Raw genomic sequence first — 25,680 nt, forward strand, 5'->3', positions numbered from 1 at the left:
GCACCCTGCAGCGGGAAGGGGCCACTCTGCGCGTGGGCCGGCACGGGCCCGGCCGTGCTATAGGTCTAAACCAATTTCCGGCTACCCCTTGTCACCAGGGCCGCCGACTGATGAGCTATGCCCGGGGACACAACGGACACCCTGGGAAAGGGAGATGTCGTGAGCAATGAAAGCCTGGCCAATCTGCTCAAGGAGGAGCGGCGGTTCGCACCGCCTGCCGATCTGGCCGCCGCCGCCAATGTGACACGGGCTGCGTACACCGAGGCCGAGGCGGACCGGCTGGGTTTCTGGGCCGCCCAGGCCCGTCGCCTGACCTGGGACGTCGAGCCGACCGAGACGCTCGACTGGACCAACCCGCCCTTCGCCAAGTGGTTCGCCGACGGCAAGCTGAACGTCGCGTACAACTGCGTGGACCGCCATGTCGAGGCCGGCAACGGCGAGCGCGTCGCCATCCACTTCGAGGGCGAGCCCGGCGACAGCCGCGCGATCACCTACGCCGAGCTCAAGGACGAGGTCTCCAAGGCCGCCAACGCCCTGACCGAACTGGGCGTCCAGGCCGGTGACCGGGTCGCGGTCTACCTGCCGATGATCCCCGAGGCCGTCGTCGCGATGCTCGCGTGCGCCCGCGTCGGCGCCGCGCACTCGGTGGTCTTCGGCGGCTTCTCCGCCGACGCCGTGGCCTCCCGCATCCAGGACGCCGACGCCAAGCTGGTCATCACCGCCGACGGCGGCTACCGCCGCGGCAAGCCCAGCGCCCTCAAGCCCGCCATCGACGAGGCCGTCGCCAAGTGCCCTCAGGTCGAGCACGTGCTCGTCGTGCAGCGCACCGGCCAGGACACCGCCTTCACCGAGGGCCGCGACGTCTGGTGGCACGAGATCGTCGGACGCCAGTCCGCCGAGCACACCCCGCAGGCCTTCGACGCCGAGCACCCGCTGTTCATCCTCTACACCTCGGGGACCACGGGTAAGCCCAAGGGCATCCTGCACACCTCCGGCGGCTACCTCACGCAGGCCGCGTACACGCACCACGCGGTCTTCGACCTCAAGCCGGAGACCGACGTCTACTGGTGCACCGCCGACATCGGCTGGGTGACCGGGCACTCGTACATCGTCTACGGGCCCCTCGCCAACGGCGCCACCCAGGTGATGTACGAGGGCACGCCGGACACCCCGCACCAGGGCCGGTTCTGGGAGGTCGTGCAGAAGTACGGCGTCACCATCCTGTACACCGCGCCCACGGCGATCCGTACGTTCATGAAGTGGGGCGACGACATCCCCGCGAAGTTCGACCTGTCGAGCCTGCGCGTGCTGGGCTCGGTCGGCGAGCCGATCAACCCCGAGGCCTGGATCTGGTACCGCAAGCACATCGGCGGCGACCGCTGCCCGATCGTGGACACCTGGTGGCAGACCGAGACCGGCGCGATGATGATCTCCCCGCTGCCCGGTGTCACCGAGACCAAGCCCGGCTCGGCGCAGCGCGCGCTGCCCGGGATCGGCGCCACGGTGGTGGACGACGAGGGCCACGAGGTCCCGAACGGCGGTGGCGGCTACCTGGTCCTCACCCAGCCGTGGCCGTCGATGCTGCGCACCATCTGGGGCGACGACCAGCGGTTCATCGACACCTACTGGTCCCGCTTCGAGGGCAAGTACTTCGCGGGCGACGGCGCCAAGAAGGACGAGGACGGCGACATCTGGCTGCTGGGCCGGGTGGACGACGTGATGCTGGTGTCCGGCCACAACATCTCGACCACCGAGGTCGAGTCGGCGCTCGTCTCCCACCCGTCGGTCGCCGAGGCGGCCGTCGTGGGCGCGGCCGACGAGACGACCGGCCAGGCCATCGTGGCCTTCGTGATCCTGCGCGGCAGCGCCTCGGAGACCAACGGCCTGGTCTCCGAACTGCGCGACCACGTGGGCGCCACGCTCGGCCCGATCGCCAAGCCGAAGCGGATCCTGCCGGTGCAGGAGCTGCCGAAGACCCGCTCCGGCAAGATCATGCGGCGTCTGCTGCGCGATGTCGCCGAGAACCGGGCGGTCGGCGACGTCACCACGCTCGCGGACTCCTCGGTCATGGACCTGATCCAGAACAAGCTGCCCAGCGCTTCCAGCGAGGACTGACGGGCCCGGTCCCGGGTGGCGGAGGGTGTCCGGCGCATGGCGCGCCGGACACCCTCCGCCCGTTTAAGGTGAAGATCACCGGATACGACGGCGCGGACCCTGTAAAGTAGGAGAAACGTCAATATTTGACGTACTCAATCTCTCAGGGTGCGCCGGGAAGTCTGGTCGGCAACGAGCTTCGCCATGCCGTCCAACCCACCCCGGAGGTGTCCCCTCGTGGCCGCGCCCAGCCCCACCGACCGCCACAGCCGCAAGTTCCTCGGCATGCTCTCGCTGCCCGAGCGGCGTTTCGTGGCCGACGCCCTGCGCGCCGAGACCGTCGGCGGCGTGCTCCTCCTCGTGGCCGCCATCGCCGCCCTGCTCTGGGCGAACATCCCCGCCCTCTCGGACAGCTACGCCAGCGTCCTCGACTTCCACATCGGCCCCGCCGCCCTCGGCCTGGACCTCTCGCTCCAGCACTGGGCGGCCGACGGCCTGCTCGCCATCTTCTTCTTCGTCGCCGGCATCGAGCTCAAGCGCGAGCTCGTCGCGGGCGATCTGCGCGACCCCAAGGCCGCCGCCCTCCCGGTGATCGCCGCCGTCTGCGGCATGGCCGTACCCGCACTGGTCTACGTACTGGTCAACACCATCGGCGGCGGCTCGATGAACGGCTGGGCGGTCCCGACCGCCACCGACATCGCCTTCGCCCTCGCGGTCCTCGCGGTCATCGGCACCTCGCTGCCGTCCGCCCTGCGCGCCTTCCTGCTGACCCTCGCGGTCGTCGACGACCTCTTCGCCATCATGATCATCGCGGTGTTCTTCACCAGCGAGATCGACTTCCCGGCCCTCGGCGGCGCGGTCGTGGGCCTGGTCCTCTTCTGGTTCCTGCTCCGCAAGGGCGTCCGCGGCTGGTACGTCTACATCCCGCTCGCCCTGGTCATCTGGGGCCTGATGTACAACAGCGGCGTCCACGCCACCATCGCCGGCGTCGCCATGGGCCTGATGCTCCGCTGCTCCCGCAAGGAAGGCGAGAGCACGTCCCCCGGCGAGCACATCGAGCACCTGGTCCGGCCCGTCTCGGCCGGCCTCGCCGTCCCGCTCTTCGCGCTGTTCTCCGCCGGGGTCTCGCTCTCCGACCATGCGATCGCCCAGGTCTTCACCCGGGCCGAGACCCTCGGCGTCGTCCTCGGCCTGGTCGTCGGCAAGGCCGTGGGCATCTTCGGCGGCACCTGGCTGGCCGCCCGCTTCACCCGGGCGGAGCTCAACGAGGACCTGGCCTGGCCGGACGTACTCGCCGTGGCCTCCCTCGCCGGCATCGGCTTCACCGTCTCGCTCCTCATCGGCGAACTCGCCTTCACCGACGACCAGACCCTCACCGACGAGGTCAAGGCCGCCGTCCTGTTCGGCTCCCTCATCGCCGCCGTCGTCGCGGGCGTGATGCTCAAGCTGCGCAACCGCACGTACCGGACGCTCACCGAGGACGAGGAGCGCGACGAGGACCTCGACGGCATCCCGGACATCTACGAGCAGGACAAGCCGGAGTACCACCTGCGGATGGCGAAGATCTACGAGGAGAAGGCCGCGGAGCACCGGCGCAAGGCCGAGACCGCCGCGGCCGCCGCGGTCGAAGCGGCCACCGGGTCCAGCGCCGAGGGCGACCGTCCGGCATGATCTGAACTGACGCTGTGACGGGCGCAGGACAGCCACCGCCCACGGCGTCGCCAGCAGACGACGTCAGACGACGGCAGATGACAGAGGGAGAGAGCGATGAGCGCAGTGGACCAAGGGGCGCAAGGAGCCGAGCGCACACTCGGCCAGCTGGTCGCCTCGGCCACCGCCGAGATGTCCGCCCTGGTGCACGACGAGATCGCCCTCGCCAAGGCGGAGATCCGCCAGGACGTCAAGCGCGTGGGCGTCGGCGGCACCGCCATCGGGATCGCAGGAGTGTTCGCCCTGTTCTCCCTGCCCGTGCTGAGCTTCGCCGCGGCGTACGGGATCCACAACCTCGGGCTCGGGCTCGCATGGTCCTTCCTCATCGTCGGCGTGGCGTTCCTGCTGCTCGCGGGCCTGCTGGCGCTGATCGCCATGTCGAAGTTCAAGAAGGTCAAGCCGCCGGAGAAGACCATCGCCTCCGTCAAGCAGACCGCGGCACTCGTCGGGACCGTCAAGCCGCACCCGCGGTCGGTGAGTGACCAGGCCGTGGGTGTGGCACGCTCGTCCTCATGACAGCGCCCTCACCGGACTCCAGCACTCCGCCCACCGCCGCGACGGCGGTCCGGATCGATGTGCCCGGCGGGAGGGCGGTGACCCACCGGGACGTCGCGGCCAACGGGGCCCGGTTCCACGTCGCCGAGCTCGGCGACGGACCGCTGGTGCTGCTGCTGCACGGCTTCCCGCAGTTCTGGTGGACGTGGCGGCACCAGCTGACCGCGCTCGCCGACGCCGGGTACCGGGCGGTCGCGATGGACCTGCGCGGGGTGGGCGGCAGCGACCGCACCCCGCGCGGCTACGACCCCGCGAACCTGGCGCTCGACATCACCGGGGTCGTACGGTCCCTCGGCGAGCCGGACGCCGCCCTCGTGGGACACGACTTGGGCGGCTACCTCGCCTGGACCGCGGCCGTGATGCGGCCCAAGCTGGTGCGCCGGCTCGTGGTCTCCTCGATGCCGCACCCGCGGCGCTGGCGCTCGGCGATGCTGTCCGACTTCGGGCAGACCCGGGCCAGTTCGCACATCTGGGGCTTCCAGCGGCCGTTCATCCCCGAGCGGCAGCTGGTCGCCGACGACGGGGCGCTCGTGGGGGAGCTGATCCGGGACTGGTCCGGGCCCGTGCCCCCCGATCCGGAGGACCTCGACGTGTACCGGCGGGCGATGTGCATCCCGTCCACCGCGCACTGCTCGATCGAGCCGTACCGCTGGATGATGCGGTCGATGGCGCGGCCGGACGGGCTCCAGTTCAACCGCCGGATGAAGCGGCCGGTGCGGGTACCGACGCTGCATCTGCACGGCTCGCTCGACCCGGTGATGCGGACCCGGAGCGCGGCCGGCTCCGGGGAGTACGTCGAAGCCCCGTACCGGTGGCGGCTGTTCGACGGCCTCGGGCACTTCCCCCACGAGGAGGATCCCGCCGCGTTCTCGACCGAGCTGGTGAACTGGCTCAAGGACCCCGAGCCGGACCGCTGAGCGTCTGACCGACCGTCAACACGGCAGCCGGTACGACTGTCTTACGACCATTCAATTGCCTGGCGCATAGGCCAATTGGCCGCCCCGGACGGGGTTACGGACCTTGGGGCCCGGGCACAGCTCGTTGTATGGGCTGGACGCACGACTACGGTGACACCGCACGCGAACGCCGCCCGGCAGCGACGCCGGGCGCACACGGGAGGCCGGGCCGGGACGGCCACGACCCCCGCCTCGGGATCCCACGCATCCTGCGCCGCCGGGCCCGCTGGGTCTCGGCCCGCCTGCGGCATCCACGGACGTAGCCGGGCGCGGCGCCCCTTCCGTACGGGCAAGGTGCCCGTACGGATCAGAGGGCGCAGCCCTGGCTGTCGACCCGCCGGTCGGAGACCTTGCCGATCCGGATGTCGTCGCGGACCTCGTCCGCCGTCAGCGCGTACCCGGTGTTCGGGTCGTCGAGCGACTTCGCGAAGACGACCCCGTACACCTTGCCGTCGGGCGTGAGCAGCGGGCCGCCGGAGTTGCCCTGGCGGACCGTCGCGTACAGCGAGTAGACGTCGCGCCGGACGGTGCCGCGGTGGTAGATGTCCGGGCCGTTGGCGTTGATCCGGCCGCGGACGCGCGCCGCGCGGACGTCGTACGAGCCGTTCTCCGGGAAGCCGGCGACGATCGCGTCGCTGCTGCTCGCCGCGTCCTTGTCGGTGAACTCCAGCGCGGGCGCCTTCAGCTTGGGCACGTCCAGGACGGCGATGTCGCGCTCCCAGTCGTAGAGCACGACCTTGCCGTCGTAGAGCTTGCCCTCGCCGCCGATCTGCACGGTCGGCTCGCCGACCCCGCCGACGACATGCGCGTTGGTCATCACCTTGCCGGGCGCGAAGACGAAGCCGGTGCCCTCCAGCACCTTGCTGCAGCTCGGCGCGGTACCGACGACCTTCACGATCGAGCGCTTGGCCGCCTCGGCGACGGGGCTGCGGGCGAGCGCGGGGTCGGGCGCCTTCACCTCGGTGATCGGCTCGTTGGAGAACGGGCTGAACACCTGCGGGAAGCCGCTGCGCGCAAGGGTGGAGCTGAAGTCCGAGAACCAGGTGTTGGCCTGCGCGGGCAGCACCCGCGAGACGCCCAGCAGCACCTTGGAATTGCGGACTTCCTTGCCCAGCGTGGGAAGTGACGTCCCGGCGAGCGCCGAGCCGATCAGCCACGCCACCAGCAGCATCGCGACGACGTTGACCAGGGCCCCGCCGGTCGCGTCGACCACGCGGGCCGGCGACCACGTGATGTGGCGGCGCAGCCGGTTGCCCAGATGGGTGGTGAAGGCCTGCCCGATCGAGGCACAGACGATGATCACGACCACGGCGATCACGACGACCGTGGTGGACACCTGGGTGCCGTTGTCGGTCACCCGGTCCCAGATCAGCGGGAGCAGGGACACGGCGATGAGACCACCGCCGAGGAAGCCGATCACCGACAGGATGCCGACGACGAACCCCTGGCGGTAGCCGACGATCGCAAACCAGACGGCGGCGACCAGCAACAGGATGTCCAGCACGTTCACGAGGGTCACCGTCTCATGCGCGCCAGTCGAGCGGGACCTGCCTGGACCGGTCCCATGGGCGCTCCCACCCCGCGAAATGCAGCAGCCGGTCGATCACTCCGGCGGTAAAGCCCCAGACCAGAGCCGATTCGACGGTGAAAGCGGGGCCCAGGTGGCCGCTCGGGTGGACGGCCGTGACCCGATGATCGGGATCCGTGAGATCGGCCACGGGAACCGTGAAGACGCGGGCGGTCTCGGCCGGGTCCACGGCGCCGACCGGGCTGGGATCGCGCCACCAGCCGAGCACCGGGGTCACGACGAACTCGCTGACCGGGATGTACAGCCGCGGCAGGACACCGAAGAGCTGGACGCCGGCGGGGTCGAGCCCGGTCTCCTCCTCGGCCTCGCGCAGGGCGGCGCGCAGCGGGCCGGCGGCATGCGGATCGCCGTCCTCCGGATCGAGGGCGCCGCCGGGGAACGAGGGCTGGCCGGGATGCGAGCGCAGGCTCCCGGCGCGCTCCATGAGCAGCAGCTCGGGGCCGCGCGGGCCCTCGCCGAACAGGATCAGCACCGCGGACTGGCGGCCCCGGCCGTCCTCGGGCGGCAGGAAACGGCTGAGCTGGGTCGGCCGGACCGTCCGCGCGGCCTCCACGACGGGATCGAGCCAGCCGGGCAGCCCCTGGCTGCTCACGCGCGGGGCGCCGTGGTCCTCGTACCGGTTGCCCCGCGGCGCGGCCTGCGACGCGCCCGGCGTCGTGCCGTGCTTGCCCTGCTGCGGCGGCGCGGCCGCCTGGGCCACGCTGCTGTCGTCCCGCGCTCCGCGCGTCATAGGCACCCCTGCTCCCTGCCGTTGCCGACACCGTCGCCGTCCCGATACGGGGACAACGCAGCCCCGGGCCGGATTCGTTCCTCCGCGGGCCGCTGTGCGGCGGCCCACGGCCGTGATGCGTGCTCGTACTGCGTGCTCGTGCCGCGTGCTCGCGCCCTTTGCTCAGGAGGCGGTGGAGGCCGCCTGGCCGCCGCCCAGCGGCAGGGCCGGCAGGCCCGGGTAGTCCGGCGGCGGGCTCAGCCGCTGGCCGGGCTGTCCGCCCTTCTCGTACTTGAGCAGCTTCTTCGCCTTCTCCGGGTCGGTCTCGCCCTCCCCGTACGCCGGGCAGAGCGGGGCGATCGGGCAGGCGCCGCAGGCGGGCTTGCGGGCGTGGCAGATCCGGCGGCCGTGGAAGACGACGCGGTGCGAGAGCATCGTCCACTCGCTCTTCGGGAAGATCGCGCAGATCTCCGCCTCGACCTTCTCCGGGTCCTCCTGCTCGGTCCACTTCCAGCGGCGGACCAGCCGGCCGAAGTGGGTGTCCACGGTGATCCCCGGGACGCCGAACGCATTGCCGAGCACCACGTTGGCCGTCTTCCGGCCGACTCCGGGCAGCGTCACGAGGTCCTCGATCCGGCCCGGGACCTCACCGCCGAAGTTGTCCCGCAGGGCCTGCGAGAGGCCGAGGAGGGACCGCGACTTGGCCCGGAAGAACCCGGTCGGCCGGATGAGCTCCTCCAGATCCTCGGGAACGGCCGCGGCCATGTCCTCGGGAGTCGGGTAGGCGGCGAACAGGGCCGGGGTCGTCTGGTTCACGCGCAGGTCGGTGGTCTGGGCGGAGAGCACCGTGGCGACCAGCAGCTCGAAGGGATTCCGGAAGTCGAGCTCGGGATGGGCGTACGGGTAGAGCTCGGCCAGCTCACGGTTGATGCGGCGGGCCCGGCGCACCATCGCCAGGCGCGATTCCGTTTTCTTGGCCGAAGCTTTGCCCTGGGGGCTCGGCGGGGCCTTCCGGGGCTTCCCGGACACCTTCTTGGGGGCTTGTTCGCCCACAGCTGAATCGGGGGCGTCCGTCACTCCTGCGGACCCCTTGGCCTGTGCTCTCACCGGCTTATTGGACACCCGGCCAGCCTAAGGCCGGGCGCTGACACCCGCCTGGACCTCAGGTAACACCACTCTGATTGGCCTCTCGCCGCACAGCACGCCCGTACGTCCGGCATCCTTGTGATTGATCGCACTGTTTGAGCCGTCCGGCAAAATGGGGAGCACGGTCCCCTGAGCTGGTCGACATAGGAGAGAGACTCGTGGACGACGTTCTGCGGCGCGCCCCGCTCTTCGCGGCGCTCGATGACGAGCAGGCCGCGGAGCTCCGCGCCTCCATGGGCGAGGTGACCCTCGCACGCGGTGACGCCCTGTTCCACGAGGGCGACCCCGGCGACCGGCTGTATGTAGTGACCGAGGGCAAGGTGAAGCTGCACCGCACCTCCCCCGACGGCCGCGAGAACATGCTGGCCGTCCTCGGCCCCGGTGAGCTGATCGGCGAGCTGTCGCTCTTCGACCCCGGCCCGCGCACCGCCACCGCCACCGCCCTGACCGAGGTCAAGCTGCTCGGCCTCGGCCACGGCGACCTGCAGCCGTGGCTCAACGCCCGGCCCGAGGTCGCGACCGCGCTGCTGCGTGCGGTGGCACGGCGCCTGCGCAAGACCAACGACCAGATGTCCGACCTGGTCTTCTCCGATGTCCCGGGCCGTGTGGCGCGGGCGCTCCTCGACCTGTCGCGCCGGTTCGGCGTGCAGTCGGAGGAGGGCATCCACGTGGTGCACGACCTGACGCAGGAGGAGCTCGCACAGCTCGTCGGCGCCTCGCGCGAGACCGTGAACAAGGCCCTGGCCGACTTCGCGGGCCGCGGCTGGCTCCGCCTGGAGGCGCGCGCGGTGATCCTGCTGGACGTGGAGCGCCTCGCGAAGCGGTCCCGCTGACGCCTTCGGCTTCGCGCGGAGGGGTCCTGCCCGGTCGGGCGGGGCCCCTCCGCCGTTTCCGGGTACGGCGCCGGTGCGCGAGCGGGCCCCGGCCGCGCCGGGCGTGTCGGGGGTCCGCCCCGAACCCCGCGCCTCGAACGCCGGCGGGGCTGGACGAGGAAGGTGGGCCATGGAGCGCAGAGGGCTGGATGCGGACGGGTACTTCGAGCGCGAGGGGTCGCTCGGCCGGGTCCAGGGCGCCTTCGGGCCGGTCGTCGCCGCGGCGCGCGAGCGGATCGGCGAGGCGTACGGGCAGCGGCTGCACAGCGCGTACCTGTACGGGTCCGTGCCGCGCGGGACGGCCCGCCCGGGACGCTCCGACCTCGACCTGCTGCTCGCCCTGCACCACGAAGCCGCCGACGAGGACCGGGACACCGCCGAGGTGCTGGCGCGCGGGCTCGACCAGGACTTCGCCGAGATCGACGGCGTCGGCATCCTGCTCTACGGCAAGAACACCCTGCTGAGCGAGCAGGAACGGGACGACCTGGGCTGGTTCCTCGCCTGCCTGTGCACCCCGCTGCTCGGCGCGGACCTGGCCGAGCACCTCCCGCGCTACCGCCCGGACAGCCTGCTCGCCCGTGAGACCAACGGCGACCTGGCCGCCGTACTACCCCGCTGGCGGGCCCGGCTGGAAGCCGCGTCGGCCCCCGCCGAGTACCGCAGGCTCAGCCGGCACTTCTCGCGGCACCTGGTGCGCACCGGGTTCACCCTCGTGATGCCCCGGTGGGGCGGCTGGACGAGCGATCTCGCCGAGTCCGCGGAGATCTTCGGGCGGTACTACCCGGAGCGCGCCGCGCAGATGCGGGCCGCGGCCGCGGTGGCGCTGGATCCGGCCGAGGACCCGGCCGTGCTGCACGCGTACCTGGAAGACCTCGGCCCGTGGCTCGCGGACGAGTACACGGCCCGGCACGGCACCAAGACGCCCCGCTGAAGGCGGGCTCAGACGGCCGTCAGGGCCTCGACCGCCTGCTTCGCCTCGAGCAGGCCCGCCCCGGTGATCCGCCGGTAGACGCGGATGGCCTCGACCGTGCGGCCGTCGCGCACCAGCGCCCGTACCTCGTCCAGCCCGGCCGGCTCCGGCTCCTCTATGCCGAAGTGGTCCAGGACCAGCCCCAGCCGCCGCTCCAGGCGCTCCGAGCGCCGTTCGAGGGCCTTCATGCGCAGGGTCACCGTCGAAGTGATCCACGAGGCCGTGGCGATGAGCGCGAGCAGCAAGAACAGCGTGGTCATTCGGGCCCTCCCGGGATCAGTCCGTGATCTTGAAGGTACTCGAGCTGCGCGCGCACGGACCATTCCGCCGCCGGCCACAGCGAACGGTCCACGTCCGCGTAGACCTGGGCGACGACCGCCTCGGGGGTGACGAAGCCGTTCTCCACCGCGGTCTCGACCTGGGCGAGCCGGTGCGCGCGGTGGGCCAGGTAGAACTCCACCGCGCCCTGCGCGTCGTCCAGGACCGGTCCGTGCCCCGGGAGCACCGTGTGCACGCCGTCGTCGACCGTCAGCGAGCGCAGCCGGCGCAGGGAGTCCAGGTAGTCGCCGAGGCGGCCGTCGGGGTGCGCGACGACGGTGGTGCCGCGGCCGAGGATCGTGTCGCCGGTCAGGACGGCCCGGTCGGCGGGCAGGTGGAAACTGAGCGAGTCGGCGGTGTGGCCGGGGGTCGGGACGACGCGCAGCTCCAGCCCGCCCGTCCGGACCACGTCACCGGCGGCCAGCCCCTCGTCCCCGAGGCGCAGCGCGGGGTCCAGGGCGCGGACCTTGGTACCGGTGAGCTCGGCGAACCGGCCCGCACCCTCGGCGTGGTCGGGATGGCCGTGGGTGAGGAGGGTCAGGGCGATCCGCTTGCCCGCCTGCTCTGCGGTCTCCACGACCGCGCGCAGGTGGACGTCGTCGAGGGGGCCGGGATCGATGACGACGGCTTCCGTGGAGCCGGGTTCCGAGACGAGCCAGGTATTGGTGCCGTCCAGGGTCATCGCCGAGGCGTTGGGGGCCAGGATGTTGACCGCGCGGGCGGTGGCGGGCCCTGAGGTGACGGTTCCGCGGGGCTGTCCGGGAAGAGCGGCAGCATTCGTCACGGGGTACCTCCGGGGCGGACGCGCTTGGTGAACTCGTCGTGGCCCGGCCAGCTGAGCACCACTTCGCCGTTCTCCAGCGAGGCCCGGGCGAGCACAGGCGTCAGATCCTGGGCGGCGGCCGCCGTGAGGGCCTCGGCCGCGCTCCCGTACGGCTCGAGGGAGCGCAGGGTGGAGATGGTGGGCGGCATCATCAGCAGCTCGCCCTTGTCGTAGCCGTCGGCGGCGTCCGCGGGGCGGATCCAGACGGTCCGGTCGGCCTCGGTGGAGGCGTTGCGGGTGCGCTGGCCCTCCGGGAGGGCGGCGACGAAGAACCAGGTGTCGTAGCGGCGGGGCTCGAACTCCGGGGTGATCCAGCGGGCCCAGGCACCGAGCAGGTCGGAGCGCAGCCGCAGGCCGCGGCGGTCGAGGAACTCGGCGAAGGACAGCTCGCGGGCGACGAGGGCCGCACGGTCGGCCTCCCAGTCGTCGCCGGTGGTGTCGCCGACGACCGTGTCGGCGGTCTCGCCGGCGAGCAGGACGCCCGCCTCCTCGAAGGTCTCGCGGACGGCGCCGCAGACGATGGCCTGGGCGGTCCGGGGGTCGGTGGCGAGGCGGGCGGCCCACTCCTCCCGGCTCGGGCCGGCCCAGCCGACGAGGTGGTCCTCGTCGCGGGGGTCGACCCCGCCGCCGGGGTAGGCGTACGCGCCGCCCGCGAAGGCCATGGAGGCCTTGCGGCGCAGCATGTGCACGACGGGGCCGTCGGGGGCGTCGCGGAGCAGCATGACGGTGGCGGCGCGTCTGGGCTCCACCGGGGTGAGGGAGCCGTCCATGAGTGCGCGGATCCGGTCGGGCCACTCGGGCGGGTACCACTGGCCCCCGGCGGGGGTGGCGCCGTGCGCACCGGAAACTCCGGGTGTCTGCTGCTGTCCCTGCTCACCGTTGGGCATGGCGGGATGCTACGGCCATCCGGCCCGATGTTCGAGGCCCACTCCCCTGCCCGAGCCGCGTCCCGCCCGACCGGGCCCGCAACCGAGCACCCGGAAACGCGTGCAGCCCCCGCCGGGAGTCGGCGGGGGCTGCACGGGAAGTCGTACGGGTCAGGCTCCGGGAACGAGCTCCACCTGGATCTCGACCTCGACCGGGGCGTCCAGCGGGAGCACCGCCACGCCGACGGCGCTGCGGGCGTGGACGCCCTTCTCGCCGAGCACCGCACCCAGCAGCTCGCTCGCACCGTTCAGCACGCCCGGCTGGCCCGTGAAGTCCGGGGCCGAGGCGATGAAGCCGACGACCTTCACGACACGCGCGATCTTGTCGAGGTCGCCGATCACGGACTTCACCGCGGCCAGGGCGTTCAGCGCGCAGGTCGCGGCCAGCTCCTTGGCCTGCTCCGCGGAGACCTCCGCACCGACCTTGCCGGTGAGCGACAGGCTGCCCTTGACCATCGGGAGCTGCCCCGCGGTGAACACGTACGCGCCCGACCGCACGGCCGGCTGGTACGTGGCCAGCGGCGGGACGACCTCGGGCAGGGTCAGGCCGAGCTCGGCCAGCTTCGCCTCGACAGCGCCGCTCATGCCTTCTCCCGCTTGAGGTAGGCCACGAGCTGCTCGGGGTTGTTCGGGCCGGGTACGACCTGGACGAGCTCCCAGCCGTCCTCGCCCCAGGTGTCCAGGATCTGCTTGGTGGCGTGGACCAGCAGCGGGACCGTCGCGTATTCGAACTTCTTGGTCATGGAGGCGAGCGTAACGCCTGACAGGCCAGGGGTCCGCCCGGCCGAAGGTTGGGGGAGGCTCATGCACAGCCCGAGGGGCGAGTGGTTAGGCTCAGACGCTGTGAGCAGGCTCCAGGTGGTCAGCGGCAAGGGCGGAACCGGAAAGACCACGGTCGCCGCGGCACTCGCGCTCGCCCTCGCGCGCGAGGGCGGGCGGACGCTTCTGGTGGAGGTCGAGGGCAGGCAGGGGATCGCGCAGCTCTTCGGGGCGGAGGCGCTCCCGTACGAGGAGCGGAAGATCGCCGTGGCCTCGGGCGGCGGGGAGGTGTTCGCCCTGGCCATCGATGCCGAGCGGGCCCTGCTGGACTACCTCCAGATGTTCTACAAGCTCGGCTCCGCCGGCCGCGCCCTCAAGAAGCTCGGCGCCATCGACTTCGCGACGACCATCGCGCCCGGGCTGCGGGACGTACTGCTGACGGGCAAGGCGTGCGAGGCCGTCCGGCGCAAGGACAAGGCCGGCCGGTACGTCTACGACCACGTGATCATGGACGCCCCGCCGACCGGGCGGATCACCCGCTTCCTGAACGTCAACGACGAGGTGGCGGGGCTGGCCCGGTTCGGGCCGATCCACAACCAGGCGCAGGCCGTCATGAAGGTGCTCAAGTCCCCCGAGACGGCCGTCCACCTGGTCACGCTGCTCGAGGAGATGCCCGTGCAGGAGACCGCGGACGGGATCGCCGAACTCGAGGAGGCCGGACTGCCCGTGGGGCGGGTCGTGGTCAACATGGTGCGCCCGCACCACCTGGACGAGGACGCCCTGCGCGCCGCCGCCGGCGAGCGCCGCGCGGACGTGGCCAAGGCCCTGTCCCGGGCGGGTCTGGGCGGCGCGCGCCGCGGCGGGCTCGCGGAGCGGCTGGTGGACCCGCTGCTCGCGCAGGCCGCCGAGCACGCGAGCCGGGTGGAGCTGGAGCGCGCGCAGCGCACCGTACTGGGGCAGCTGGACGTGCCGACGTACGAACTCCCCCTGCTCGGCGCGGGGATGGATCTGGCCGGGCTGTACGAGCTGGCCTCGGAGCTGCGGAAGCAGGCGGGCGAGGAATGAGCGGGGCCACCACGCGTATGGGCACGGGCACGGGTACGGGTACGGGCACGGGCACGGGCACGGGTACGACCGTGAGCGCGGGCATGAAGGGGGGCATCGGCATGGACACTCCGCCGCGGCTGGCCGTGGACCGGCTGCTGGACGACCCCGGGACGCGGATCATCGTCTGCTGCGGTGCGGGCGGGGTCGGCAAGACGACCACCGCCGCGGCCCTGGGCGTACGGGCGGCGGAGCGCGGGCGGAAGGTGGTCGTGCTGACCATCGACCCGGCGCGGCGGCTCGCCCAGTCGATGGGGATCGACTCGCTGGACAACACCCCGCGCAAGGTGAAGGGGGTCGACGGCGGCGAACTGCACGCCATGATGCTCGACATGAAGCGGACCTTCGACGAGATCGTCGAGGGTCATGCGGACGCCGAGCGGGCGGAGGCCATCCTCGCCAACCCCTTCTACCAGTCCCTGTCGGCCGGGTTCGCGGGCACGCAGGAGTACATGGCGATGGAGAAGCTGGGCCAGCTGCGGGCCCGGGACGACTGGGACCTGATCGTCGTGGACACCCCGCCGAGCCGGTCCGCGCTGGACTTCCTCGACGCACCGAAGCGGCTGGGGTCCTTCCTGGACGGGAAGTTCATCCGGGTGCTGATGGCTCCGGCGAAGGTGGGCGGCCGGGCGGGGATGAAGTTCCTCAACGTCGGCATGTCCCTGATGACCGGCACGCTCAGCAAGCTGATGGGTGCCTCGCTGCTGAAGGACGTGCAGACGTTCGTGGCGGCGATGGACACGATGTTCGGCGGTTTCCGCACCCGCGCGGACGCGACGTTCCGTCTGCTGCAGGCTCCGGGCACGGCCTTCCTGGTGGTCGCGGCGCCCGAGCCGGACGCGCTGCGGGAGGCGGCGTACTTCGTGGAGCGGCTGGCCGCGGAGCAGATGCCGCTGGCCGGGCTCGTACTGAACCGGGTGCACGGCAGCGGTGCCGACCAGCTGTCCGCAGAGCGGGCGTTGGCCGCCGCAGAGAATCTTGAAGAAGGCGGCATTGTCGATCAGGAGTCCGGGAAAGCTGGACTTCGTGACTCGGCCGCGGAGGCCGCCGACGCCAGGGAAACTCCCGGGAGCGGGACCGAGACCGGCTCCCCCGATGCCGATACCCGTGCCGACGCCCATGCCCACGCAGACTCAGACCCCGAAGCCGACCCCGACGCCGATGCCGGCGTGGACGAGATCACCGCAGGACTGTTGCGCCTGCACGCGGAACGGATGCAGGTGATCGCGCGCGAACAGCGCACACGCGATCGCTTCACCTCGCTGCACCCCGAGGTGGCGGTGGCCGAGGTGGCCGCCCTGCCCGGCGATGTGCACGACCTCGCCGGGCTGCGGGCCATCGGAGAGCAACTCGCGGCCGGGGTTCCGGCCGGAGCGTAGGCGTTCGTACGACGACTGCCTCCGGGTGAGGGGGCATTCGTACGCGGGACCGCGCGGGTAGGTCTACCCGGCTGCCGCGTACGTCTCGTACGGAACGTCGATCTCCGCATCGACATCCACGGTGAGGATGCCTGTACTGCGCTCGTACTCGGTGCGGGCGGTTTCGAGCAGCCGTCGCCACGAGGTGACGGTGGGACGCCGGCGCAGCAATGCGCGACGCTCCCGCTCGGTCATTCCGCCCCATACTCCGAACTCGACACGATTGTCGAGCGCGTCGGCCAGGCACTCGGTCCGCACCGGACATCCGGTGCACACCGCCTTGGCCCTGTTCTGTGCCGCTCCTTGAACGAACAGTTCATCCGGATCGGTAGTGCGGCAGGCTGCCTGCGCACTCCAGTCGGTAACCCAGCCCATCCCGGCGCCGTCCTCTCCCGAATCGAGGCTCCCCCACGGCGGTAGCGGCATATTCACCGCTGCCAGTTGAGGACGTTACGGAAGGCGGGGACAGTGCAACACCCCCGACGGGCCCAATCTTGAATGGTCCGAACGGACTATGGGTAAGCGGCAGATCACCCGACGGAGTGATCCGGCGACATGCCCGACCATTCCGGCAATTCGGGTGGAATCGGCGGACCATGGACGAGCGACCGTCAGGGTGAGGGGCGAGATTCGGACGTAAGTCCACCCCATTCGGGAAGGGTGAAAATCAAGCCGAGGGGTTGATGTCGCACCACACTGCTGTGACAGTTGGGGACAGCTTAGGCCAAGGCATTCGCGCGTGTCCGGCGAATGAGAACGTAGGCTGCCCTCTATGGGAAAGAAGCGCTCGGGCGCCGGGCTCACGGGGCCACAGCAGGCCGCCAAGTTCCTCGGGGTGTCCGTTCTCGCCGGAGTTGTGCTGGCCGGCATCGCGATCCCGGGCGCAGGCGCCCTGGGGCTCGCCGCCAAGGGCACGGTCGAGGGATTCGACGAGATCCCGGCCAATCTCAAGACACCGCCGCTGAGCCAGCGCACGACGATTCTGGACGCCGAGGGTGGCTTGATCGCCACGGTCTATTCACGAGACCGGCAGGTGGTGCCCCTCACGGCCATCTCCCCGTACATGCAGAAGGCGATCGTCGCGATCGAGGACTCGCGTTTCTACGAGCACGGCGCGATCGACCTGAAGGGCATCCTGCGCGCGGTCAACCGCAACGCGCAGGAGGGCGGAGCCGCGCAGGGCGCGTCGACGCTGACGCAGCAGTACGTGAAGAACGTGTTCGTCGAAGAGGCCGGCGACGACGAGACCAAGGTGCGCGAGGCCCAGGAGAAGAGCCTGGGCCGCAAGATCCGCGAGCTGAAGTACTCGATCCAGGTCGAGGAGGAGCTCGGGAAGAAGAAGATCCTCGAGAACTACCTCAACATCACTTACTTCGGCCAGCAGGCATACGGAATCGAATCCGCCGCTCAGCGCTACTTCAGCAAGCCGGCCAAGGACCTGACCCTGGACGAGTCGGCGCTGCTGGCGGGCGTCGTGCAGTCGCCGAGCCGGTTCGACCCGGTGAACGACGCGCAGGAGGCGACGAAGCGCCGGAACGTCGTCCTCCAGCGGATGGCCGACATGAAGGACGTCTCGCAGGCCGAGGCGGACGAGGCGAAGAAGAAGCCGGTGACGCTGAAGGTGACGCGGCCGAAGAACGGCTGCATCACCGCGGTCAAGGGCGCGGGCTTCTTCTGCGACTACGTCCGCAACACGTTCCTGACCGACCCGGTGTTCGGCAAGACCCGCGAGGAGCGGGCCAAGCTCTGGAACCAGGGCGGCCTGACCGTGCGTACGACGCTGGACCCGCAGTCGCAGGAGTCCGTCAACGAGTCGATCAAGGACCACGTCAACCAGGACGACAAGGTCGCCACGGCCGTCACCCTGGTGCAGCCGGGCACCGGCCGGGTGCTCGCCATGGGCCAGTCCAAGCCGTACGGCTTCGGCAAGAACGAGACGCAGATCAACTTCTCCGTGGACAAGCGGATGGGCGGATCGAACTTCGGCTTCCCGACCGGCTCGACCTTCAAGCCGTTCGTCGCGGCGGCGGCCCTGGAGCGGGGCGTGTCGGCGGGCAAGACGTACCAGTCCCCGCACGACATGGAGTACCCGAGCCCGGTGCAGACCTGCGGCGACAAGCCCTGGGTCAACACCTCGCACGACCGGGTCGAGAACGAGTCGGAGTCCGAGGTCGGCCCGTACGGCATGAGGGACGCGATGGCCAAGTCGGTCAACACGTACTTCGTGGAGATGATCTCCGACAACGCCCTCGGGCTCTGCCCCGTGACCGAGATGACCACCAAGCTCGGCGTGATCCCGGCCGACGGCACGAAGCTCCCCGAGGTCCCGGCGATCGCGCTCGGCACCGAGGGCATGTCCCCGCTGACCATGGCGAACGCGTACGCGACCTTCGCCAACCGCGGCGTGTACTGCACCCCCGTCGCCCTGGAGTCCATCACCGACGCGCACGGCAAGGCCCTGGCCGTGCCGAAGTCCCAGTGCGACCGCGTGATGGCGGAGAAGACCGCCGACACCGTCAACACGCTGCTGCTCGGCGTGATCGACTCCGGTACGGGTACCGCCGCGGGTCTGACCGACCGGCAGAACGCGGGCAAGACCGGCACCACCGACAGCCGCTACAACGCCTGGTTCGTCGGGTACACGCCGAACATGGCGGGCGCGACGTGGGTCGGCTCGGGCGGCTCGAAGCAGGTGTCGATGGAGAACATCACCATCGGCGGCCAGTACTACGACAAGGTCTACGGCGGCGGACTGCCCGGCCCGATCTGGAAGCAGGCGGTCTCGGGCGCGCTGGAAGGCCGGGAGGCGCCGCCCTTCACCACGGTGACCATTCCGGAGAGCGGGATGCCGGCCGGTGGCGGCCGTCCCACCCCGAACCCGAACCAGAGCCCGCACAAGCCGGGGAAGCCCGGCAAGCCGGGCGGCGACGGCAAGCCCGGCGGCCGCCCCGGCGGCCAGACGGCAGCCGGGGCCACGGGCGGCGCGACGGGTGGCAACACCCCGACGAACCCGTTCCCGGACATCAGCCTGGAACCGGGCTTGATCGGCGGCCCGGAGGGCCCGTAGGCGGCACGGAGCCCGCAGGCGGCACGGACAAGAAGGAGGGCCCCCGCCCGCGCGATGCGCGGGCGGGGGCCCTCGTCACTTCCGTCCTGCTTATGCGAGGTGCTTCTTGACGGCGGCGGCGACGCGGCCGCCCTCCGCCAGCCCGGCCACCTTCGGGTTCACGATCTTCATGACGGCGCCCATGGCCCTCGGCCCCTCGGCACCCGCGGCCTTGGCCTCCTCGACGGCCTGCGCCACGATCGCGCCGAGCTCCTCGTCGCTGAGCTGCTTGGGCAGGTAGGTGTCGAGGAACTCGCCCTCCGCCGTCTCGCGCGCGGCCTGCTCGGGACGACCGCCCTGCGCGAAGGCGTCCGCGGCCTCGCGACGCTTCTTCGCCTCCTTGGCGATCACCTTGAGGACCTCGTCGTCGGAGAGCACGCGCGCCTCCTTGCCCGCGACCTCCTCCTTGGTGATGGCGGCGAGGGTCAGGCGCAGCGTGGACGAGTGCAGCTCGTCGCGCGCCCTGATGGCGGTGGTGAGGTCTTCCTGGAGCTTGGCCTTGAGCGTGGTCATGACCTGAGTCTGCCAGGTGGAGGGGCAGTGGCGCCCGCCGGTTTTCCGGGTCTGAGACGATGGGGCCATGCGTGCGCGTTACGGAGTACCCCTGAAGGTCACCGCTTCGATCGCGGCGGTCGGGGCCGCCGGTGTGGCCTATGCCGCCGGTTTCGAGGCGCGGTCGTTCCGACTGCGCCGGATCACCGTGCCGGTCCTTCCTGCCGGGATGCGCCCGCTGCGCGTACTCCAGGTCTCCGACATCCACATGGTCCGCGGGCAGCACAAGAAGCGCGCCTGGCTCCAGTCGCTCGCCGGCCTGCGCCCGGACTTCGTCGTGAACACGGGCGACAACCTCTCCGACACCGAGGGCGTCCCGGAGGTACTGGACGCCCTGGGCCCGCTGATGTCCTTCCCCGGCGTGTACGTCTTCGGGTCGAACGACTACTACGGGCCGCGGCTGCGCAATCCCGGGCGCTACCTGATCGAGAAGGTCCAGGGGCGGCACGGGCTGAACGGCAACAAGCCGGTCGTCGGCGCCGTGCACAACCCGTGGGAGGAGATGCGGGACGCCTTCGACGCCGCGGGCTGGGTGAACCTCACCAACACGCGCGGGCGCCTGAAACTGCCCGACCTGGAACTGGCCTTCACCGGCCTGGACGACCCGCACATCAAGCGCGACCGCTACGAGCGGGTGGCGGGCGGGCCGGAGGCGGACGCCGACTTCTCGATGGCCGTCGTGCACGCCCCCTACCTGCGCGTCCTCGAGTCCTTCACCGCGGACCGGTACCCGCTGATCCTGGCCGGGCACACGCACGGCGGTCAGCTGTGCATCCCCTTCTACGGGGCGCTCGTCACCAACTGCGACCTGGACACGAAGCGGGTGAAGGGGCTCTCCACGTACGAGGCGGACGGCAAGCGTGCCTACCTCCACGTCTCGGCGGGCTGCGGCACGAACCGCTACACGCCGGTCCGCTTCGCCTGCCCCCCGGAAGCCACCCTCCTGACCCTGACCCCGAAGGCCTAGCCGCCCGGGCCGGGCCCGGCGCGGGTCACGGCGGACGGCCCGCGCCCGGCCCCTCGCGAAAACCGGATTTCGTCTCCGGCCGAGGGTCCGCTAAAGTAATCGATGTCGCCAGGACAGCAATGCTGCAAGGCGGCGATCGGGGTGTAGCGCAGCTTGGCAGCGCGCTTCGTTCGGGACGAAGAGGTCGTGGGTTCAAATCCCGCCACCCCGACTTCGTAAGACCAGCTCAGAGCCGGTGTCCTTCCAAGGACGCCGGCTCTGACTGTTTCTCCCCTGGCTCTCGGGAGAAACCTCTGCCGAAACGGCTCCTCGCGCCCGCCTAGCCGATGTCCACGTTCGACGCTTCGTAGATCTTCGGCTCGGCCCTCGGCATACCGTTTGCCTCGAAGATCGTCGCCGCCTTCTCCATGAACGCCCCGAGAGCCTCCTTCGTCTCCCAGAGGTCGACCACGAGCCAACCGCCGTCCGCCGGGGCCCCCGCGTGGGAGATGAAGCCCGCCGCCGGCCACCACGGTGCCGCGTGGATGTTCGCGTGGTTGACCTGGTACTGCTCATTGGTGACGCCCGGCAACTCGATGATGGCGATGATGGCCACGGTGCTGCTCCCGTGAGGTCGGAAGGGGGACTCCTCCAGTCGAGCAGTCCGCACAACGCTCCGCACGGTGACGGGAGCCGACCGGGCTACATGCCTGATCCGCCTGAAACCCCTAGCGACCGGGGCTCAGCAGGGTGTCGAGGACGGCCACGGGCGACCCCGGCGACATCCGCCGACGCGCGGCGAGTGACTGCTCCCACATGCCTGTCAGGCCTGCGAGAAGCTCTCGCCGCATCTCCGGCGTGATGTGGGGTAGCGGGCCTGGACCGAACCGTCCTCGTGACCCATCCGCTCGTCCTTGAGCTTCGGAGGGGTCCGAAGCTCGTCCGTCATCGTCTTGTGGCTGTGCCGCAACCCGTGCGGCGAGAGGCCGCGCGCGATCGGCAGCCATGACGCCTCAGCGCGGCCGGCGGCGCCCCGCCCGCGGGCGGGGATGCCCGGCCAGGGTTCCACCACCAGCGGCACCGGGCGCGCCTCCTGCGGCGCCTTCTTCGGGCACCAGCCGGTCGCGGCGGGCTGGATGAGCCACATGGCGAATCCGTTCCGGCGCCAGTGCGCGGCGTTCTCACTGGAAGACCAGTGCCGGATGTACCCGAGAGCGGCGATGGCCTGCTCGACTGCGGCCCGCGTGCTCTCGGCCACCGCCCCTGGGCGGTTGAGCACGTTGGAGACCGTGCCAGCGGAGACTCCCGCAGCGCGCGACGTCCACCGGCTTCGCCCCTGGGCCGCGCGCCGCCCCGTTCGCTGCGGCATGCCCGCTGAACAGGTAGCGCAGCTCGCAGGCCCCTCGGTACCTCCGGTCCGTTCGTGGCATCGTGGCGGCTCGCCAATTCCCTCCCGCAGAACCATCGTTCCTCAAATTCCTCTCGGATCCAGTCGAGTTGGTCGATGGATTTCCGGTCTCATCACCCTTGTCCGCCTCGGCCTTTTGATAGAGCGGACAACAAAACGCACGACCATCCTCGCCAGGACACCACAGAGTTGCGAGCGTACGCTGAAAGAAATAGCAGCCATTTCTGGGCAGCATCCGGGGTGGGTGGACCGCCCACAGTTTCACCGGCTCGTTGATCGTGGGGCAACGACCGTCACAGCACGTCGGCATTTTCCTGTCGGCCGCCACCTCTTGAAGCTGCCGCCGGACTACCAGAGGTCAGTTCGGGTGCAGCGCAGCAGATAAGGGGCGAAGCCATGCGCCGCCTTGTGCGTCTTCTCTTTTCGATCGCCTTTCTTGTGTGTGCATCCCTCAGCGGCACGGCGCTGGGTGTGCCCCTCGCCTCTAGGGGTGCCGCCTCGCAACCAGCCCTACCGGCCGTCATCGATGCTGACCTGGCCGCGGAGACCCGCGATGCCATCGAGGTCACCGATGGGTTCTGGGTAAAACATTGGCCCGATCTCTTCACCAAAACCTACCAGCCGCCCAAAATCTACGGCCCCCTGGGTTTCTATGACGTAGAAACCGGAGATTTCCAACGATGCAACGACAAAGACCCGGATAAATATAACGCATACTATTGCCCCGATGGGGATTACCTCGCTTGGAGTGCACAGATCATGGACTTGGGGTTCAACATGATCGGCGACTCGTGGGTCTACCTTGTCGTATCTCACGAATGGGGTCACGCCATCCAGGCCAGGCTGAATTCAAACCTGCAGGCCATAGAAAAGGAGTTGCAGGCCGATTGCCTTTCCGGCGCGACGCTCCAAGGCGCCACCGACGACGGCACCCTCGTGTGGGAGCCGGGGGACACTGACGAAATCGTCAGTGCGCTTCAAAAATTCGGCGATACCACTCCATGGTCAAATCCTGCTGACCACGGTGACGCATCTCAGCGAATGGGCTTCTTCACACAAGGCCTGCGCGGCGGGGTGAAGGCCTGTCTACCCCAGTAACAACGACTCCTGACGAACGGAGCGGGCTGCGCGGTGCTGAGCGAGCACCGTGCGGCCCGCCCCCCTGTGGCCGGGCAGCGAGCCACCCACGCAGCCCGGGACGCCTGGGCGCCACCCTCGCGCCACCGGGGCAACACCGGGGCGGTGGATGCTCTTCAACAGCAAATGACCACTGACGCCGAGCGGAGGTGAAAGAAATGAAGGTTTACATCAAGCCGGAGGCCAAGAAGGTCGACCAGGGCACCATCGTCGCCGCTGTCCGCTAGTAGCGACCCACATGCCACGCCTCCCGGACCGGGGGGCGTGGCATGTCCGCTCCAGTCACCACGTCACAGGGGAATCGGAAGCCATATGTGCGGAATTGCAGGATTCGCCCACACCGACGGAAGCGCCCTCGCGGGGTCGGCCGACGCGATTCTCCGCGACATGGCCCATGCCCTGCGGCCGCGCGGGCCGGACGACATGCAGTTCCACCACACCGAGCAGGCGTGCATGTCCTTCACGCGGCTCGCGCTGATCGACCCCGAGGGCGGGCGGCAGCCGTTCATCAGCGAGGACGGGAACGTCATCCTCGCGGCGAACGGCGAGATCTACAACTACCGGGAGTTGCGGAAGGGGTTCGAGGGGCGGGTCAAGTTCCGGAGTGAGTCCGACTGCGAGGTGCTGCTGCACCTCTATCTCGAGAAGGGGCTTGCCTTTCTCGACGACGTGCGCGGGATGTTCGGCATCGCCGTCATCGACCTGCGCGAGCAGCGGCTGCTGCTCGCCCGCGACCGGCTCGGCATCAAGCCGCTGTTCGTCCACCGCAACCGCGACACCGTGCTCTTCGGCTCCGAGGTCAAGGCGCTCTTCGCGCACCCCGACTGCCCGCGCGAGCTCGACTGGGCGCGCGCCCTCGCCGACCAGGGGCTCAGCTCCGCGCCGGTGATGACCGACGACGAGCCCGTCAGCTGGTTCAAGGGCGTGGATCACGTGCCGTCCGGGGCGATCGTCGACATCAGCCTGCGTGGCGGGGCCACCCGCGTGCACCGGTACTGGGAGCTGCCCGCGCCGGCCGAGGCCGGCGCGCTCCCCGAGAGCTTCTTCGTGCAGAGCATGGGCGACCTGCTCGCCTCCTCCGTACGGGAGTGTCTGATCGCCGACGCCGAGATCGGCGTCTTCCTCAGCGGCGGCCTCGACTCCGCGGCCATCACCGCCCTGTCGGCGCACACCGGGCTGCACACCTTCTCCGCGCTGACCGGCGCCACCGTCGTCAACAAGGACGCGCAGTACGCCCGCGCCACCGCCGACCTGCTCGGACTGCCCAACCACCAGGTGGCCTTCGGGGCCGACCGCGTGCCCTCGCCCGACGAGTGGCGGCGCCTGCTGTGGCTGATGGAGACGCCGCAGTGCGGCCCGGAGCAGTTCTACAAGAGTGAGATGTATCGTTTCGCCCGCGCCGAGCGGCCCGAGCTCAAGGCGATCCTGCTCGGCTCCGGCGCCGACGAGTTCAGCGGCGGCTACAGCGTCGCCCTCTCCGGCGGCGGCGACTGGGAGGACTTCGAGGGCAACCTGCGGACGATGGCCCGCCGCAAGGCCCTGGGCTCGCAGTCCTCCGTCTCCGTCTGGTGGGAGGGCACCGACCTGCCGCTGCTCAGCGACGACGCCGTCGGCGCGTACGCCCCCGGCGCGGTGGACGACCCGTACGGCTCCTACCTGGCCTGGAAGTTCCGGGACATGCAGCAGTACAACTTCTGGGTCGAGGACCGCACCGCCTCCGGCAACGGCGTCGAGGCCCGCGTCCCCTTCCTGGACCACCGGATCATCGAGCTCCTGGCGACCGTGCCGCGCGCCTACCGCAAGCGGCTGTTCTGGGACAAGCAGGTCATCCGCGAGGCCGTACGGGACATCCTGCCCGCCGAGGTGATCAGCCGGCCCAAGCTCGCCTTCTACGAGGGCGAGGGCGTGCGCCACACGCACCGGACCTTCACCCGGATGCTGGCCCGGAACGGCGACGAGCTCGTGGAGCAGGCCCTGTCCTCGCCGCGTGCCGCCCAGTACCTCGACGGCGCGAACATCCACCGCGCCCTGCGCAGGCTGGAGCGGGACCAGAGCTCCGGGCACGTCGAACTGCTGCTGCGCGTGGTCAACCTGGGCATCCTCGACCTGATGGCCGTGGACGTCCCGGGCAGCCGGGCCCCGTCCGGGCCCGCCCCGTACGAGCTGCGCGTCACGGACTTCGAGGGCCCCGAGGTCCAGGAGCTGTTCCCGCAGGTGCGGATCGAGGACACCTCGGTGTTCCGCCTCGCCGAGGGCGTGCTCGTACTCGACGACGCGGCGGAGGCGAACACCTCGTACGTCCTGGTCGACGGCGGGATCCGGTTCGTCATCGACCACCTGACCCACGCGGACTGGCTGCGGCTGCTGCGTGGATTCGACGGGCGCCGGCCGCTGTCGGAGGCGCTCGCCGCCGCCGGCTGTGAGCTCGACGCGATGCGTCCGCTGCTGGACGGATCGCTCGAGGCGGGCCTGCTGGAGACCGTCGACAGCGCCTGAAAGCGCGGTGCCGGCACCGCGCGGTTCGGTCCCCCCATTGGAAATCGGCATCCGGATGTGGATGTACGGAAGTAATCACGAGTGAGG

23 protein-coding genes, 1 tRNA gene and 1 pseudogene are annotated in these 25,680 nt (G+C 70.5%); 13 read left to right on the forward strand and 12 right to left on the reverse strand.

The window, feature by feature from the left end; all coding sequences use genetic code 11:
* Nucleotides 1–117: 117 nt before the first annotated feature.
* From acs to ACZ5WG_RS08390, 4 genes are all read left to right on the forward strand, one after another.
* Nucleotides 118–2,115: an acetate--CoA ligase gene (gene acs / locus ACZ5WG_RS08375; protein WP_468721616.1), complete on the forward strand. Its 1,998-nt coding sequence runs from the start codon at nucleotides 118–120 to the stop codon at nucleotides 2,113–2,115.
* Between the two features lie 183 nt (nucleotides 2,116–2,298).
* The gene (nhaA, locus tag ACZ5WG_RS08380; RefSeq protein WP_468721617.1) at nucleotides 2,299–3,765 is read left to right on the forward strand and encodes a Na+/H+ antiporter NhaA; all 1,467 of its coding nucleotides are present in this window, start codon (nucleotides 2,299–2,301) and stop codon (nucleotides 3,763–3,765) included.
* A 96-nt stretch (nucleotides 3,766–3,861) separates the two neighbouring features.
* Complete coding sequence (locus tag ACZ5WG_RS08385) at nucleotides 3,862–4,320, forward strand: phage holin family protein (RefSeq protein ID WP_468721619.1); 459 nt, start codon at nucleotides 3,862–3,864, stop codon at nucleotides 4,318–4,320.
* Nucleotides 4,317–5,276 carry an alpha/beta fold hydrolase gene (locus ACZ5WG_RS08390; RefSeq protein WP_468721620.1) on the forward strand — a complete coding sequence of 320 codons (960 nt, stop codon included), beginning with the start codon at nucleotides 4,317–4,319 and terminating at the stop codon, nucleotides 5,274–5,276. The genes ACZ5WG_RS08385 and ACZ5WG_RS08390 overlap by 4 nt, the downstream gene beginning before the upstream one ends.
* A 346-nt stretch (nucleotides 5,277–5,622) precedes the next feature.
* Here ACZ5WG_RS08390 and ACZ5WG_RS08395 read toward each other — a convergent pair whose 3' ends face one another.
* The 3 genes from ACZ5WG_RS08395 to nth form a co-directional block, all read right to left on the reverse strand.
* Complete coding sequence (locus tag ACZ5WG_RS08395; RefSeq protein ID WP_030299293.1) at nucleotides 5,623–6,825, reverse strand: MarP family serine protease; 1,203 nt, start codon at nucleotides 6,823–6,825, stop codon at nucleotides 5,623–5,625.
* Between the two features lie 13 nt (nucleotides 6,826–6,838).
* A complete protein-coding gene (locus ACZ5WG_RS08400; RefSeq protein WP_468721622.1) occupies nucleotides 6,839–7,633 on the reverse strand; it encodes an NUDIX hydrolase in 795 nt (264 codons plus the stop codon).
* Between the two features lie 162 nt (nucleotides 7,634–7,795).
* Complete coding sequence (nth, locus tag ACZ5WG_RS08405) at nucleotides 7,796–8,563, reverse strand: endonuclease III (RefSeq protein WP_389590642.1); 768 nt, start codon at nucleotides 8,561–8,563, stop codon at nucleotides 7,796–7,798.
* A gap of 353 nt (nucleotides 8,564–8,916) precedes the next feature.
* Here nth and ACZ5WG_RS08410 point away from each other — a divergent pair, with 353 nt between their 5' ends.
* Nucleotides 8,917–9,591: a Crp/Fnr family transcriptional regulator gene (locus tag ACZ5WG_RS08410; RefSeq protein ID WP_003981529.1), complete on the forward strand. Its 675-nt coding sequence runs from the start codon at nucleotides 8,917–8,919 to the stop codon at nucleotides 9,589–9,591.
* Between the two features lie 169 nt (nucleotides 9,592–9,760).
* The gene (locus ACZ5WG_RS08415; protein WP_468721624.1) at nucleotides 9,761–10,561 is read left to right on the forward strand and encodes a nucleotidyltransferase domain-containing protein; all 801 of its coding nucleotides are present in this window, start codon (nucleotides 9,761–9,763) and stop codon (nucleotides 10,559–10,561) included.
* Between the two features lie 8 nt (nucleotides 10,562–10,569).
* On the opposite strand, the gene ACZ5WG_RS08420 is transcribed toward ACZ5WG_RS08415, so the two are convergent.
* The 5 genes from ACZ5WG_RS08420 to ACZ5WG_RS08440 all read right to left on the reverse strand — a co-directional run bounded on the left by ACZ5WG_RS08420 (nucleotide 10,570) and on the right by ACZ5WG_RS08440 (nucleotide 13,410).
* Nucleotides 10,570–10,860 (reverse strand): hypothetical protein, encoded by a 291-nt coding sequence (locus ACZ5WG_RS08420; RefSeq protein WP_468721626.1) that lies wholly within the window; start codon nucleotides 10,858–10,860, stop codon nucleotides 10,570–10,572.
* Entirely contained in the window at nucleotides 10,857–11,702 is an 846-nt protein-coding gene (locus ACZ5WG_RS08425; RefSeq protein ID WP_468721627.1) for an MBL fold metallo-hydrolase, read from the reverse strand. Before ACZ5WG_RS08425 ends, ACZ5WG_RS08420 begins: the two co-directional genes overlap by 4 nt.
* Nucleotides 11,699–12,511: an NUDIX hydrolase gene (locus tag ACZ5WG_RS08430; RefSeq protein WP_468722264.1), complete on the reverse strand. Its 813-nt coding sequence runs from the start codon at nucleotides 12,509–12,511 to the stop codon at nucleotides 11,699–11,701. The genes ACZ5WG_RS08425 and ACZ5WG_RS08430 overlap by 4 nt, the downstream gene beginning before the upstream one ends.
* A gap of 267 nt (nucleotides 12,512–12,778) precedes the next feature.
* Nucleotides 12,779–13,252 (reverse strand): RidA family protein, encoded by a 474-nt coding sequence (locus ACZ5WG_RS08435; RefSeq protein ID WP_468721628.1) that lies wholly within the window; start codon nucleotides 13,250–13,252, stop codon nucleotides 12,779–12,781.
* A complete protein-coding gene (locus ACZ5WG_RS08440) occupies nucleotides 13,249–13,410 on the reverse strand; it encodes a DUF4177 domain-containing protein (RefSeq protein ID WP_007264966.1) in 162 nt (53 codons plus the stop codon). The genes ACZ5WG_RS08435 and ACZ5WG_RS08440 overlap by 4 nt, the downstream gene beginning before the upstream one ends.
* A 100-nt stretch (nucleotides 13,411–13,510) precedes the next feature.
* Between ACZ5WG_RS08440 and bagA the strand changes: the two genes are divergently transcribed.
* Together bagA and bagB are read left to right on the forward strand one after the other, a co-directional pair.
* On the forward strand, nucleotides 13,511–14,491 hold the full coding sequence (gene bagA / locus ACZ5WG_RS08445; protein ID WP_468721629.1) for an ATPase BagA: 981 nt from the start codon (nucleotides 13,511–13,513) through the stop codon (nucleotides 14,489–14,491).
* 83 nt (nucleotides 14,492–14,574) lie between these two features.
* The gene (gene bagB, locus ACZ5WG_RS08450; RefSeq protein WP_468722266.1) at nucleotides 14,575–15,909 is read left to right on the forward strand and encodes an ATPase BagB; all 1,335 of its coding nucleotides are present in this window, start codon (nucleotides 14,575–14,577) and stop codon (nucleotides 15,907–15,909) included.
* Nucleotides 15,910–15,972: 63 nt separating this feature from the next.
* Here the strand turns inward: bagB and ACZ5WG_RS08455 are convergent, their stop codons facing one another.
* A complete protein-coding gene (locus ACZ5WG_RS08455) occupies nucleotides 15,973–16,323 on the reverse strand; it encodes a WhiB family transcriptional regulator (protein ID WP_030299276.1) in 351 nt (116 codons plus the stop codon).
* Nucleotides 16,324–16,720: 397 nt separating this feature from the next.
* Here ACZ5WG_RS08455 and ACZ5WG_RS08460 point away from each other — a divergent pair, with 397 nt between their 5' ends.
* Entirely contained in the window at nucleotides 16,721–19,015 is a 2,295-nt protein-coding gene (locus ACZ5WG_RS08460) for a transglycosylase domain-containing protein (RefSeq protein ID WP_468721630.1), read from the forward strand.
* A 90-nt stretch (nucleotides 19,016–19,105) separates the two neighbouring features.
* On the opposite strand, the gene ACZ5WG_RS08465 is transcribed toward ACZ5WG_RS08460, so the two are convergent.
* Nucleotides 19,106–19,567, reverse strand: coding sequence for a GatB/YqeY domain-containing protein (locus tag ACZ5WG_RS08465; RefSeq protein WP_030299274.1), 462 nt, complete (start codon nucleotides 19,565–19,567; stop codon nucleotides 19,106–19,108).
* 67 nt (nucleotides 19,568–19,634) lie between these two features.
* Here ACZ5WG_RS08465 and ACZ5WG_RS08470 point away from each other — a divergent pair, with 67 nt between their 5' ends.
* Nucleotides 19,635–20,573, forward strand: a complete 939-nt coding sequence (locus tag ACZ5WG_RS08470) for a metallophosphoesterase (protein WP_389412853.1) — start codon at nucleotides 19,635–19,637, stop codon at nucleotides 20,571–20,573.
* 137 nt (nucleotides 20,574–20,710) lie between these two features.
* Nucleotides 20,711–20,784 (forward strand) — tRNA-Pro (locus tag ACZ5WG_RS08475).
* A 108-nt stretch (nucleotides 20,785–20,892) separates the two neighbouring features.
* Here the strand turns inward: ACZ5WG_RS08475 and ACZ5WG_RS08480 are convergent.
* Nucleotides 20,893–21,168 (reverse strand): hypothetical protein, encoded by a 276-nt coding sequence (locus tag ACZ5WG_RS08480; RefSeq protein WP_468721632.1) that lies wholly within the window; start codon nucleotides 21,166–21,168, stop codon nucleotides 20,893–20,895.
* Nucleotides 21,169–21,280: 112 nt separating this feature from the next.
* Nucleotides 21,281–21,937 (reverse strand): annotated as a pseudogene (locus ACZ5WG_RS08485) (LacI family DNA-binding transcriptional regulator); the annotation flags it as partial.
* A 419-nt stretch (nucleotides 21,938–22,356) separates the two neighbouring features.
* On the opposite strand from ACZ5WG_RS08485, the gene ACZ5WG_RS08490 reads away from it, so the two are divergent.
* A complete protein-coding gene (locus ACZ5WG_RS08490) occupies nucleotides 22,357–23,058 on the forward strand; it encodes a neutral zinc metallopeptidase (RefSeq protein ID WP_468721633.1) in 702 nt (233 codons plus the stop codon).
* A gap of 351 nt (nucleotides 23,059–23,409) precedes the next feature.
* Nucleotides 23,410–25,593 carry an asparagine synthase (glutamine-hydrolyzing) gene (gene asnB, locus ACZ5WG_RS08495; protein ID WP_468721634.1) on the forward strand — a complete coding sequence of 728 codons (2,184 nt, stop codon included), beginning with the start codon at nucleotides 23,410–23,412 and terminating at the stop codon, nucleotides 25,591–25,593.
* Nucleotides 25,594–25,680: the final 87 nt, after the last annotated feature.

It is taken from the genome of Streptomyces sp. NPDC032745, from assembly GCF_055579465.1.

Coding starts and splice junctions, on each gene's coding strand:
- acs (WP_468721616.1), top strand. CDS start 118: ATGCCCGGGGACACAACGGACACCCTGGGAAAGGGAGATGTCGTGAGC.
- nhaA (WP_468721617.1), top strand. CDS start 2,299: ATGCCGTCCAACCCACCCCGGAGGTGTCCCCTCGTGGCCGCGCCCAGC.
- ACZ5WG_RS08385 (WP_468721619.1), top strand. CDS start 3,862: ATGAGCGCAGTGGACCAAGGGGCGCAAGGAGCCGAGCGCACACTCGGC.
- ACZ5WG_RS08390 (WP_468721620.1), top strand. CDS start 4,317: ATGACAGCGCCCTCACCGGACTCCAGCACTCCGCCCACCGCCGCGACG.
- ACZ5WG_RS08400 (WP_468721622.1), bottom strand. CDS start 7,633: ATGACGCGCGGAGCGCGGGACGACAGCAGCGTGGCCCAGGCGGCCGCG.
- nth (WP_389590642.1), bottom strand. CDS start 8,563: ATGGTGCGCCGGGCCCGCCGCATCAACCGTGAGCTGGCCGAGCTCTAC.
- ACZ5WG_RS08415 (WP_468721624.1), top strand. CDS start 9,761: ATGGAGCGCAGAGGGCTGGATGCGGACGGGTACTTCGAGCGCGAGGGG.
- ACZ5WG_RS08420 (WP_468721626.1), bottom strand. CDS start 10,860: ATGACCACGCTGTTCTTGCTGCTCGCGCTCATCGCCACGGCCTCGTGG.
- ACZ5WG_RS08430 (WP_468722264.1), bottom strand. CDS start 12,511: ATGGACGGCTCCCTCACCCCGGTGGAGCCCAGACGCGCCGCCACCGTC.
- ACZ5WG_RS08435 (WP_468721628.1), bottom strand. CDS start 13,252: ATGAGCGGCGCTGTCGAGGCGAAGCTGGCCGAGCTCGGCCTGACCCTG.
- ACZ5WG_RS08440 (WP_007264966.1), bottom strand. CDS start 13,410: ATGACCAAGAAGTTCGAATACGCGACGGTCCCGCTGCTGGTCCACGCC.
- bagB (WP_468722266.1), top strand. CDS start 14,575: ATGAAGGGGGGCATCGGCATGGACACTCCGCCGCGGCTGGCCGTGGAC.
- ACZ5WG_RS08455 (WP_030299276.1), bottom strand. CDS start 16,323: ATGGGCTGGGTTACCGACTGGAGTGCGCAGGCAGCCTGCCGCACTACC.
- ACZ5WG_RS08460 (WP_468721630.1), top strand. CDS start 16,721: ATGGGAAAGAAGCGCTCGGGCGCCGGGCTCACGGGGCCACAGCAGGCC.
- ACZ5WG_RS08465 (WP_030299274.1), bottom strand. CDS start 19,567: ATGACCACGCTCAAGGCCAAGCTCCAGGAAGACCTCACCACCGCCATC.
- ACZ5WG_RS08470 (WP_389412853.1), top strand. CDS start 19,635: ATGCGTGCGCGTTACGGAGTACCCCTGAAGGTCACCGCTTCGATCGCG.
- ACZ5WG_RS08490 (WP_468721633.1), top strand. CDS start 22,357: ATGCGCCGCCTTGTGCGTCTTCTCTTTTCGATCGCCTTTCTTGTGTGT.
- asnB (WP_468721634.1), top strand. CDS start 23,410: ATGTGCGGAATTGCAGGATTCGCCCACACCGACGGAAGCGCCCTCGCG.